This window comes from Pseudomonas sp. GM41(2012) (assembly GCF_000282315.2).
Classification (GTDB): domain Bacteria; phylum Pseudomonadota; class Gammaproteobacteria; order Pseudomonadales; family Pseudomonadaceae; genus Aquipseudomonas.
Genome location: NZ_AKJN02000006.1, coordinates 2,092,182 through 2,103,767, shown reverse-complemented (window position 1 = coordinate 2,103,767; position 11,586 = coordinate 2,092,182). Strand labels below are relative to the sequence as shown.

The window sequence follows — 11,586 nt, the reverse complement described above, 5'->3', positions numbered from 1 at the left end:
CTATCGCGGGCAAGCCATGCTCCTACAGGTCCGGTGTTTCTTCCCGATTTTCACCTGATTCAGTTGAAGGATTTTCCCATGGCTGTGTTGCCAGAACTTGAAGCATTTCTCGAACTCGCCGAGTTCGGCCGGATGAACGGCAAAAGTCGTGCGATGCATGAACAGTCGCCGCAACAGGCGCGGATCGATTTCGAAGCCTCGTCGGGGTTTCTTGATGTGCCGCTGGACAGCGTTGCCTGCGAGGACTTCACCATCGCCGCGCGAGATGGCCACAGCCTGTCGGCAAGGGTGTATCGCGACGGGCAATCGGTCGATGGGCTGCAACCGGTGGTGTTGTATTTCCATGGCGGCGGCTACGTGGTCGGCAGTCTCGATTCCCATGATGCGCTGTGCCGGCGGTTGGCTTCCCAAGGCGGATTTGCCTTGTTGACGGTGGATTATCGCCTGGCGCCGGAATGGCGATTCCCGACGCCGGTGCAAGATGCCTGCGATGCGGGGAATTGGCTGGTGCGCGAGGGCGCGGCACATGGCCTGGACGCAACGCGAGTGGCCGTGGCCGGTGACAGCGTGGGGGCGACGCTGGCGACGGTGTTGTCGATCATGGCGGTGCGTGAACCTGAGGAACTGGCGTTGAAACCCAAGGCGCAATTGTTGGTGTACCCGGTGACGGATGCCACGACCCAGCGCGCGTCGCATCGGGATTTCGCCGAGGGTTATTTGCTGGAGACGCCGACGCTGGATTGGTTCTATGCGCATTACGGGCGTACGCCCGAGGACCTGGCCGATTGGCGCTGCTCGCCGTTGCTGGCGGAGGATCTGTCCGGCGTGGCGCCGGCGTTGGTGTATTTGGCGGGTCATGATCCGTTGCATGACGAAGGGCTGGCGTATGCCGAGCGGCTGCGTGCTGCGGGGAATGAGGTGACGTTGCTGGAACAGCCGGGCATGACCCATGACTTTATGCGCATGGCGGGGTTGTTGGGTGAAGTGGAAGGGATTCACTCGGAAGTAGCAGGATGGGTCCGATTGAGGGTTTGAGGTGAAATGAAGAAGCCTGCCATCTCTGTTGAAAGGGGTGGCGGGTTTTTTGTTGTTTGAGAAGTGGTAGTCACAGGCTGAAATCCACCCCTCACCCCAGCCCTCTCCCCAGAGGGGAGAGGGGAAAAGGGAGCAGATCTTTATGCTTATCAAAACCTGAGTTCGACTTGATATCTCAGGTCGCAGTACCTCAAAAGAACGCCTCGGTCAGCTCCCTCGCCCCTCTGGGGAGAGGGTTGGGGTGAGGGGGCTTTTGATTTTTTGCACTCATAAAAAATGCCCGTATCTCGCGATACGGGCATTTTTCATTTCAGCTCAGCCACTCAGAAATCATACTTCGCGGTGATCTGCAGGTTACGCGGCTCGCCGTAGAACGTGGTGCCGAAGTTGCCCAGGCCGGTCAGGTACCTTTTGTCGAAGACGTTGTTGGCATTGGCGGTGAAGCTCAGGTGTTCGTCGTACTGATAACGGGTCATCAGGTCCACGAGGGTGTAGCCACCTTGCTTGAGCATGGTGCTGCCGCCCTCGCCACCGCCGACGTTGGGGCTGTAGCTCTGGCCGTAAAACGCGCTCTGCCAGCTGATGCCGCCACCGACGGTGAACTGGTCCAGCGCGCCGGGCAGGCGGTAGGTGGTGAACGTACGAATCACGTGTTCCGGTTTGCTGGTGGCCAGCGGGAAACCGAAGATGCGCTGTTCGTCCTTGTCACGGGTGCGGGCGTAGGTGTAGCCGGCAGACACGTTCCAGTCCTGAGCCAGTTCGCCGGCCAGTTCCAGTTCTACACCATTGGTGGTGGCACCGTCGGTGGCTTTGAAAATGCCATCGCCGGTATTTAAATCGGTGCCGACTGATTGAGCGACGTTGTCCTGCTCAATGCGGAAGAATGCCAGGCTGGCGTTCAGTTTGCCTTCGAAGTAGGCCGCTTTCAGGCCGGTTTCGTAGCTGTCGCCTTCGACCGGTGCCAGGGTCGAACCGTTGATGTCCTTGTTGATCTGAGGTTGGTAGATCTTGGTGTAGCTGCCGTAGACCGAGTAGGTATCGTTCAGGTCATAGACCACACCGGCGTAAGGCGTGACAACGCCGTGTTCCTTGTAGCTGGCGTGGGTGTCGGTGAGGGTGCCGCCCGGATAGTAAGAGTAATCCTCGTTGTACTTGAAGGTGCTCAGACGGCTGCCGAGGATGAACGACAGGTCGTCGGTCGGACGCAGGCGCGTGGCCAGGTAAAGGCCGTTCTGGCTCTGGGTGCGTTCGTACTTGCCGTTTTTCGGGAAGTCCTGTTTCGGCAGGCTGCCGTTCCAGTCATAGATGCTGCCCGGCACCAGTTCGAAGGCGCTGGTGTCGTAAGTCGAGCCAGTCTGGCGCGAGTGCGATGCCATGAAGCCGGCCACCAGTTCATGCTCGCGACCGCCCAGGGTGAACGGTCCGGAGACGTTCACATCAGCCGTGTTCTGTACGCGATGGCCTTCCCAGCGACCCCAGTAAAGGTAATTGCCTTCGCCCGTGGCGCGGTCCGCGTAACCACCGCTGGCCGAGGCCAGTTGGGTATCGTGGTCGGTGGTTTTCTGGTCGAAGCTGGCCTTGAATTTCCAGTCATTGGCCAGTGCCTGTTCCAGCGACGAGAAGTAGGTGACGCTGTCGAAATCACGACGACTCCAGTCGGCACCGGGGTTGAAACTGCGAGAGAAGTCGGTACGGCCGCCGTCGGTGAAGTACGGCGAGTTACCGGTCCAGGAGCTGCCGCGCGGGGTGGCACTGGACTTGTCGACGCCCAGGGTCAGCAAGGTATCGTCCGTCAGATCGGCTTCGAGGATGCCGTAGAACAAGTCTTTCTTTTGACTGTAGTGGTCGATGTACGAGCCTTTGTCCTGAAGGGCACCGACGAAGCGGCCGCGCACGCTGCCGGAATCGTTCAGCGAACCGGAGATGTCGCCTTCGGTGCGGTAGTTGTCCCAGTAACCGGCGGTGGCACTGACCGAAGCCTTGAATTCCTTGGTCGGTTTCTTGCGCACCAGGTTGACGGTGGCGGAGGGGTCGCCCGAGCCGGTCATCAGGCCGGTAGCGCCTTTGATGACTTCGACGCGATCGAGGCTGGCGGCGTCGTCACTGTTGTTCGGGTTCTCACCGTAAACGCCGTCGTACGGGAGGTTGATGCCATCGTACTGGAAGTTGGTGATGGCGAAGCCACGGGCGGAAAACTCGGTACGGTCACTGTCGTACTTCTGCGCCGTGACGCCGGGGGTGTTGCGCAATACGTCGCCGACGCTGGTGGCGCCGCGATCATCCATTTGCTGACGGGTGACCACGGTCACCGATTGCGGGGTTTCGCGAAGGGTCAGCGGCAACTTGGTGGCGGTGGTGGTGGCGCCGGTGGTGTAGGAACCGGTGTCCTCAGTGGTCAGGCCCAGGGCCTGGCCGGAAATGGTGGTCGCGCCCAGTTGCAGGCTCGAGCCGCCGCCGGACACCAGGGTGACGCTGTTGCCGTTGATCTGAAACGAGATGCCGGTGCCTTGCAGCAGGGCCTTCAGGGCGTCTGACGGTTCCAGGGAACCGGACACTGCGCGAGACTTGATCCCTGCAACCTGATCCGGGCTGTAGAGGATTTGCAGATTGGTCTGCATGCCCAGCTCGGTCAGCGCGTTGGAAAGCGATTGACCTGCAATGTTCACTTTTACAGGTGCAGCATTGGCCATCGAGCTCCCCAGCAAGGTGGCGGTCAGCAGTACGCTAGTGAACAAGGTGCGATGCAAAGTCGGGCGCTGTACGGCCAGCGCGAGAGGTGTGCGGCGTGTTTGAGGTCGCATTACTTACCTGAGCTCCTGAAAAGTGTTGTGCAGAGTTTTTGTTAATAAGAATGATTATTAGACGCAGCACGAGCGTAAAACCGGAAAGAAACCGGGAAAATAAATTTCGGAAGAGTGGAACAAGGAGGAAACGCCCGCTCTTGTAGGAGCACGGCTTGCCGGCGATGGCGTCCTCAAAATGGCCATCGCCGGCAAGCCGTGCTCCTACAGAGGCGTTTATTCAGGCGGGGGCCAGTTCGGTGACGACCCGTCCGCTTTCCATGCGCACCAGTTGGTCCGCCACGTCGAAATAACGGTCGTCGTGGGAGATCACGATGATGGTCTTGCCCAGACGCTTAAGGTCCGGCAGCAACTCGGTGTAGAAGATCCGCCGGAAGGTCGGGTCCTGATCAGCCGCCCATTCATCGAACACCAGCACCGGACGCTCCTCCAGCCAGGCATTGACCAGGGCCAGGCGTTTGCGCTGGCCAGTGGAAAGGTCGGTGGTGGTGAAGTTGCCGTCCTTGACGCTGACCTTGTGCGCGATCTCCAGCCGTTGCAGGTATTTGTTGGCGTCTTCGGGGATGTGCGTATCGCCCTGGACCACGTCATCGAACAGGTAATAGTCGGCAAAAATGGTGGTGAACAACTGGCGATAGTCATCGCGGTTGGCGGCGTCGATCACTTCGCCGTTGACGTGAATTGCACCCTGCTGCGGCGTATACAGACCCAGCAGCAGTTTGATCAGCGTGGTCTTGCCACAGCCGTTCTCGCCGACAATAAAAGTGATGTCGCCTTGCTTGATCGTCAGGTTCACCGGCCCGAGCTGGAACGGTGCAGCGCCTTCGGCAGCCGGGAAGCTGAAACGCACATCGGCCAGTTTCAGTTCGTGCACCGCTTGCTTGACGTTGCCTTTATCGCTGAGCAGCAGATGAGGTTCCGGGGTGGAGAACTGTTCCGACAATTCGGCGATGCGGCGGAAGGCGATCTGCGCGCGGCTGACGATCGGCAGGGTGCTGATCAAATGCTCCAGCGGGCCTTTCATATAAAGCAGCACCAGCACAAAGCCGCTCATCACGGTTTTGTCGGCGCTCGGCCAGAAGGTTTGCAGGGCCAGGGCCAGGCCGATGACGACGAAGAACAGCATCGAGCCGAAGGTCTTGGCGATGACGAAGGTGTTGATCGAACGCACCTGGGTGTTGCAGATGAATTCGGCCGTAGCCTTGATGCCCGAGACGAACATGCGCTGGCGGCGTGGGCGATGAATACGCAGTTCCTTGGCACCTTCGGCAATCGCGTTGTAGTGCTTTTGCAGTTCATCTTCGGCCTCACGGGCGGCCATGAAACCCTGAACACCCTTGCTTTGGGCATAGGCCTGAATCGCCGTGCCGATCAGGATAGCGGCGACCATGATCAGGAACATTGGCCACGACAGAATGGCCAGGTAGCCCATGCAACCCAGGGTCACGGTGACGGAAATCGCCAACGGTGCGAAGGCGAAAGCGAAGTCGCTGATGGTGTCGACGTCGTGGGTCAGCACCGGGATGAGGCGGTGGCTGCGATAGCGCTCGATTTGTTCGATCGGTGCCGACAGGACTTTTTCACCCAGCTGTTTACGCAGCTTGGCGATGATGTGCTGGCCGACGTAGTTGGTGCCGATGTCCGAGCAGATCGAACTGGCCAGGGCCAGCAGGCACAGGCCGGCGAACAGGGCGACGACGCCTTGGGTCAGGCCGGTGTCCGAATGCAGGGCGTTGTTGATGGTCGCCAGCAATACCGTGACGCTCAGGCCGCCGACCATGCCCAGGAAAATGGACGCGGCGACGATGAGCCGAAAGGGTTTCAACAGGGCGAACAACTCGCCGATGGCGCCACGGGTAGGCTGGGTCATGGAAGACAGTTCCTTGGGTCGTGAAGGCAGATACCCAGTAGAACGTCTGGTGCAAGGGTTAATTTAGAAGGGGGCCGACTGGTGGCGGGGCAATGGTCACTGACTCCACACACAACCTTGTAGGAGCCGAGCTTGCTCGCGATAGCGGACTATCAGCCGACATCTCTATTGACTGGACGGCAGTCATCGTCGGAGCGCCGCCCGGAGCAAGCTCGGCTCCTACAGGTGGAGGGGGTGTGGCCTAGAGGTCGCGCACGATGCGGAAACCCATCCAGTCGCCGCGTTCCTGCGGGTACTGGCTGTTGCGGTTGCCGGAGCGGGAGAACACCGGTGCTTCACCCCAGTCGTTGCCGCGAATCCGCACGGCTTCGCATTTGGGCTCGACCCAGGCGCTGCCATCGGTGGGGGCACCAACGTAATCAGGGTGTTCGCAGTCCTCGACCCATTCGTAAACGTTGCCGTGCATGTCGTACATACCGAAGGCGTTCGGCGGGTAGCTGCCCACTGGCGAGCTGAAGCTGTAACCGTCCGCCGGGCCATAGATGTTGGCGTGTTTGGTGATGCTGTATTCCTTGCCCTCATCGAACGGGAAGGGGAACGGCCCTTTGCTGCCGCCGCGAGCGGCGTATTCGCGTTGGGCCTCGCTGACCATGTGGTACTTCTGCCCGGTCTTTTTCGACAGCCAGGCGACGTAGTTCTTCACGTCATCGAAGTTCATGCACACCGCCGGCTGACGCGGGCTTTGCGGATAGCGCGGCTTGCTGGCGACGCACTCGCGCCCCGGCCGGGTGTCGCCATTGGCGATGGTCACGCCACTCTCGCGCACGTAGCTCTCCCATTCACCGGCGGTGACCTGGAAGCGGCTCATGGCGAACGGTTTGGCAAAGGTCACCTCGTGCATTGGACCTTCATCGGGTTCGCGACCGACTTCATTGTCCGGTGTGCCCATGGTGAAGGTGCCGGCGGGCAGCACGACCATTTCCGGGCAGTCTCGGCAGTCCTTGAACACTTTGCCCGGTTGCGCGGGCGCGGCAGCCTGGGCGGTGGTCGGTAGCAGACCGGCCATGAGGGCGGACAAGGCGAGGGCCTTGAGCGGCAAGGTCAATTGATCTCGGTTCATGAGTCATCTCGATATAAAAAACGGGTGTCAGGCCAGGTCCACTGTGGGAGCGAGCCTGCTCGCGATGGGGCCATCACCTTCAACATTGATGGTGACTGATCCACCGCTATCGCGAGCAGGCTCGCTCCCACAGGGTTCTGCGTCATGGCGTCAGGCGGTTTTGTTCAGCAAGGCCATGAAACGGTCGATATCGTTTTCGGTGTTGAGCAGGCCGGGGGCGATGCGGATCACCGGGCCGACGTCGCGGTCCACCGAGTCGCAGACCACGCGGTTTTCCATCAGCTGGGCGGCGACTTTTTCACAGTCGCGATCCTTGATCCGGAAGAAGGTAAAACCGGCCGACAGGTCCGGGCTCTTTGGCGTCACCAGTTCGATCTGCGGCTGCTCCAGCAAGCGGTTTTTTGCATAGGTATTGAGCGCGTGGATGCGCGCTTGCACCTCGGCTTTACCCAGGTCCAGGTGCAACTTGAAGGCCTCGTTCAGGGCCCAGCGATGCTCAAAGCTGTGATAGCCGCCGGGGGTCATGATGGTCGAGAAAGTGGTGGCTTCGGAGAACGTCGGGATGGTCGGCGTCACGTCCTTGAGCTCGGTCGAACGGGAGCAGATGATCCCGGTACCGCGCGGGCCGAACATCCATTTGTGCGTGCCGGCGATGAAGAAATCGCAGTGCATGTCGGGGAAGTCGAGGTCCTCGACGCCAAAGCCATGGACGCCGTCGACCACATACAGGATGCGGTCCTTTTCCTCGCGGTTGCGATTCTGTTCGTCCACCAGTTTGCCGATTTCGCCGATGGGCAGTTTGACGCCGCTGCCCGATTGCACCCACGTCATGCCGAGCACTCGGGTTTGCGGGCGAATGCCTTTGGCAATCGAGCCCAGCACTTCATCCACGGAAATGCTTTGACTGTGCTCGAACAGCTTGAGCTTGCGAACCTTGACGCCGTCCTTTTGCTGGCGATATCCCAGCGCATAGTTCGTCGCGTAGTGTTCATGTTCGCTGGTGAGGATTTCCTGATCGGGGCGCACATGAATGCCGCCGTAGATCAGTGAAAGGCCTTCGGTGGTGCTGCCGGTGAGGGCGATCTGCTCAGGCTTGGCCTTGAGGTAGCGGCCGGCCCAGACGCGCACTTCCTGCTCGCGTTTTTCGGTTTCCCCCAGGTCCCAGTCCATGGCCCGGCCGGGGTTGCGGTCGAGGTTGGCGCGGTGCAGGTCGATGGCGTCACGCACAGGTTTGGGGTGTGAGGTCACCAGAAAGTTGGCGAAGTGCAGGTAATCCGGGTCCTGATTGAACATCTGGCGCAGTTGCGCCCATTTATCCTTCGGCAGCGGCGCCGGAGTGGCGGCCAGCGCCGGCAGGTTCACGGCAGCGCCCAGGGGCAGACCGGCCGCGAGAAGACCGGCCTGCTTGAGGAATGAACGACGGTTGGTCATGAGCTCGGTTCGCTTCTGCAAAAGAGAGAATCAGTTTTTCGCCACAGGCTTGGAGGACTTCTGCACCTGGTCCCAGACCCGCAGGAAGTTGCCGCCCCAGAGCTTGGCGATATCGGCTTCGCCGTAGCCGCGACTGATCAGCTCGGCCGTTACGTTGCGGGCCTCGCTGACGTCTTTCCAGCCGTCCAGACCGCCGCCGTCGTTGAAGTCGGAACTGATGCCGACGTGGTCGATGCCGATTTTCTTCACCGCGTAGTCGATCGCGTCGCCGTAATCCTTGAGTGTGGCCTTGGGTTCTTCATCGACAATCGCGTAGAGCTGGCTGGCGTACTCGCCGAAACGTTGCTCGGACCAGACGGTGATCACCGGATCGCCCGGCATCAGTGCCATCTCCAGGCCTTGCAGCGGCTGCAGGTCGAAGCGTGCGCGCAGGGCGTTGAGTTTGTCCTGGGTGGCCTGGCTGAGCGGGCGGATGTAGGTCGGGAAACCGACAATCTGCACCACGCCGCCGCTGTTTTTGATCAGCTGCATTTCCTGGTCGCTGAGGTTGCGCGGGATGTCCACCAACCCGCGTGGTGCCGAGTGGGACGCGACCATCGGTGCACGGCTCAGCTGGGCAACTTGCTCCAGCGCCTTGGTCGACATCTGCGAAACGTCGATGATCACGCCGAGGTCGTTGAGGCGGTGCACGGCCTGTTTGCCAATCTCCGAGAGGCCGCCGAGGGCGTCGCGGGAGTCGTTGAAAAACGGCAACGGCCGGGATGAATCAGCCCAGGCGTTGTTGCCCACATAGCTGAAGCCGAACATGCGCATGCCGCGGGCTGCCCACTTGTCCAGGGCGTTCAGGTCGTTGCCCAGCGGATAGGCGTTGAGCATGCTCATGAAGATCGCGAACTTGCCTTCGCCATGCAGGCGTCGGAAGTCGTCGGGGGTGTAGGCGATGGCGACCTGATTGGGGAAGTCGCGAACCATGGTGCTGATGATTTTGTAGCGGGTTTCCTGCTCGAACCGTGCTTCGTCGACAAAACCGGCGGTGGGGCGGTGCGGGGCGTTGGCGCCGTTCCAGATTTCCGGCCAGCCAAAGATGGTCAGTGCCGCGCCGGACAAACGTCCACGCCCGGTCTTGACCAGGTCGAACTGCCCGGTGCCGTCCTTGTCGGCTTCATTGCCGGCGGTGCCGAAGTCCAGCGGGACGGTGACGTGGCTGTCGAAGGAGAGGATTCGCTCGTGCAGCTCATCGGCCTGTTTCATCACCTTGACCGGGTAACCGGGATTGTCCTTGAACCAATAATCCCAGGCCGCAAAACCTGCACCGGCGCTGATCGCCAGGGCCAGCGGCAGGCCGATGTAAAGAGCCTTTTTCGAACGTGGTTTTGTCATGTTCATCTCAGTCAGGTTCGTTGCCCCGGTGTGGGGGGCTTTGCTATCTGGGATGGACGAGTGATCCCGTTGGAAATTTAGGGTGGGGCTGATGGCCTCATCGCGAGCAGGCTCGCTCCCACAGGGGTTTTGCGAACACCCCAGATCTACTGTGGGAGCTAGCCTGCTGGCGATGCTGTTAAATTTTTGAAGGGGATGAACGTTCTAGCTTGGATAAAGCCTGCTTCATGGCTGACACAGGTAGGGCAATGACGATTTCTCGACGATGGTTCATGGCAGGCCTGGCGCTGACCGGTGCCGCCGTGCCTGCGGCTTTTTATGGGCATCGTGAATGGACGAAACCGGATCCGACGATCACCCCCGGCGAAGCGTCATTCGATGTCGCGGATGTCGCTGGCCAGCACTTGGCGAACACCTTGCGCGGTGTCTGGCAGATCCGTTTCGAGGGGCCTGACGCCGGCATCGAAGGCCTGCCACGGGACGGGCTGGAGGTGTTCCTCGACATCGGCCACAAAGGTCGCGGCCTGAACGGGTTCCTCGACACCGCCGAGCGTTTGCGTTCGAGCGAGGTGCCGCGTTATCGGGTACTCGGCGATCTGGCCGGCGCCAAACCGGCGCAATTGAGCTGGCGACTGCTCAGCGCCAACGGCACAGCGGATTACGAGTTCAGCCTGTTGCTGGACGAAGTCTGGGCCGGTTTCGGCAACGCTGGCAGCGGCACTCTCAGTGGTCGCGTGTTGAATCTGGATCGTCCGCTGATGTTGACGGCCCAGGACAACCGCTTCATAGCTGTCAAACGCGTGTTCCCCGAAGCCCGCGAGCGCAACGGTCTCAACCCGGCGCTGCTGGCCTGGCTGGTGTCCCCGGAGCATCGGCTGTTTCATCAGCTCTGGCATGCCTCGCGGGACAAATGGCACACGCTGTCCGAAGACAAGCGCGGCGCCCTGCGCGGCATTGGCTGGCAGCCTGGTCCACGAGACCAAGAGCGTGATGCCCGTGGCGCGCGCAAGGATCGTAATGGCTCGGGCGTGGATTTCTTCTTCATGCACCGGCACATGCTCGGCAAGGCGCGCGCTTTGCAGGACTTGCCGTCCTGGTCGCACTTCCCCTTGCCACAGCCGGAGCTGGCGCGGGATCGGGTCGGGTTCGCCCGTTATTTCGACAACCATGACGGCACCGCGCTGCCGCCGACCTGGCTGGCCGACGACGATGCCGAGTACTCGCAATGGGTCAGCGACATCAAGACCGCCGAGACCTACCACAGCAACTTCCAGGTCTGGGAGTCGCAGTACCGCGATCCGCGTTATCTGTCGAAGCTGACCTTGGGTCAGTTCGGTTCAGAGGTGGAGTTGGGGCTGCACGACTGGCTGCACATGCGCTGGGCCTCGGTGCCGCGTGATCCGTCCAACGGTCAGCCGGTGCCGTTTGCCCGGGATCCGGCGGACTTTTCCGCGCGCTGGTATGCGCCGGAAAACGACTTCCTCGGCGACCCGTTTTCGTCTCATGTAAACCCGGTGTTCTGGCATTTCCATGGCTGGATCGACGATCGTCTGGAAGACTGGTTTCGTGCGCACGAGCGCTTTCATCCGGGGCAGGTCAGTCGACTTGAGGTCAATGGCGTGGCGTGGTTTGCGCCTGGGCGTTGGGTCGAGATTGACGACCCGTGGCTCGGTCCGAGTACTCATGGTTGCAGTACTGCGCCGGGATTGCAGGCTGGCAAGTCGGTGGAGATGGACCCGGAAACCATGAAGCTGGCGTTGCGGATTACCTTTGGTGATGACGAGAAGAAACTGGCGGATCTGTTCCGCAAAGTGCCGCAACGGCCTTGGTATGCGCGGCATTTGAAGGCCAAACCGATTACCAGTTAATCAATAAAACCGCGTCATCGTTCAATCGCGAGCAAGCTCGGCTCCTACAGGTTATGTGTCGTGCCTAAATCATGCGGCACA

General features: G+C 60.7%; 7 protein-coding genes. 2 read left to right on the top strand and 5 right to left on the bottom strand.

Annotated features, from left to right (window positions below; all coding sequences use genetic code 11):
• Positions 1-78 precede the first annotated feature (78 nt).
• A complete protein-coding gene (locus PMI27_RS16370) occupies positions 79-1,035 on the top strand; it encodes an alpha/beta hydrolase (RefSeq protein ID WP_008152244.1) in 957 nt (318 codons plus the stop codon).
• Between the two features lie 323 nt (positions 1,036-1,358).
• Here the strand turns inward: PMI27_RS16370 and PMI27_RS16375 are convergent, their stop codons facing one another.
• From PMI27_RS16375 to pvdM, 5 genes are all read right to left on the bottom strand, one after another.
• Complete coding sequence (locus tag PMI27_RS16375; protein WP_008152242.1) at positions 1,359-3,836, bottom strand: TonB-dependent siderophore receptor; 2,478 nt, start codon at positions 3,834-3,836, stop codon at positions 1,359-1,361.
• Positions 3,837-4,056: 220 nt separating this feature from the next.
• A complete protein-coding gene (locus PMI27_RS16380; protein WP_008152240.1) occupies positions 4,057-5,706 on the bottom strand; it encodes a cyclic peptide export ABC transporter in 1,650 nt (549 codons plus the stop codon).
• A gap of 241 nt (positions 5,707-5,947) precedes the next feature.
• Positions 5,948-6,826, bottom strand: coding sequence for a dihydropyoverdine dehydrogenase (pvdO, locus tag PMI27_RS16385; protein ID WP_008152238.1), 879 nt, complete (start codon positions 6,824-6,826; stop codon positions 5,948-5,950).
• Positions 6,827-6,976: 150 nt separating this feature from the next.
• On the bottom strand, positions 6,977-8,257 hold the full coding sequence (gene pvdN / locus PMI27_RS16390; protein ID WP_008152236.1) for a pyoverdine-tailoring periplasmic protein PvdN: 1,281 nt from the start codon (positions 8,255-8,257) through the stop codon (positions 6,977-6,979).
• A 30-nt stretch (positions 8,258-8,287) separates the two neighbouring features.
• Positions 8,288-9,637, bottom strand: coding sequence for a pyoverdine-tailoring dipeptidase-like protein PvdM (gene pvdM, locus PMI27_RS16395; RefSeq protein ID WP_008152233.1), 1,350 nt, complete (start codon positions 9,635-9,637; stop codon positions 8,288-8,290).
• Between the two features lie 248 nt (positions 9,638-9,885).
• Here pvdM and pvdP point away from each other — a divergent pair, with 248 nt between their 5' ends.
• Positions 9,886-11,505: a pyoverdine maturation tyrosinase PvdP gene (gene pvdP / locus PMI27_RS16400; RefSeq protein WP_008152232.1), complete on the top strand. Its 1,620-nt coding sequence runs from the start codon at positions 9,886-9,888 to the stop codon at positions 11,503-11,505.
• The last annotated feature ends 81 nt before the right edge of the window (positions 11,506-11,586 follow it).

Bases quoted from the DNA above. Each gene is read 5' to 3' on its own strand.
- PMI27_RS16370 (WP_008152244.1), top strand. From the start codon at position 79: ATGGCTGTGTTGCCAGAACTTGAAGCATTTCTCGAACTCGCCGAGTTC.
- PMI27_RS16375 (WP_008152242.1), bottom strand. From the start codon at position 3,836: ATGCGACCTCAAACACGCCGCACACCTCTCGCGCTGGCCGTACAGCGC.
- PMI27_RS16380 (WP_008152240.1), bottom strand. From the start codon at position 5,706: ATGACCCAGCCTACCCGTGGCGCCATCGGCGAGTTGTTCGCCCTGTTG.
- pvdO (WP_008152238.1), bottom strand. From the start codon at position 6,826: ATGAACCGAGATCAATTGACCTTGCCGCTCAAGGCCCTCGCCTTGTCC.
- pvdN (WP_008152236.1), bottom strand. From the start codon at position 8,257: ATGACCAACCGTCGTTCATTCCTCAAGCAGGCCGGTCTTCTCGCGGCC.
- pvdM (WP_008152233.1), bottom strand. From the start codon at position 9,637: ATGACAAAACCACGTTCGAAAAAGGCTCTTTACATCGGCCTGCCGCTG.
- pvdP (WP_008152232.1), top strand. From the start codon at position 9,886: ATGACGATTTCTCGACGATGGTTCATGGCAGGCCTGGCGCTGACCGGT.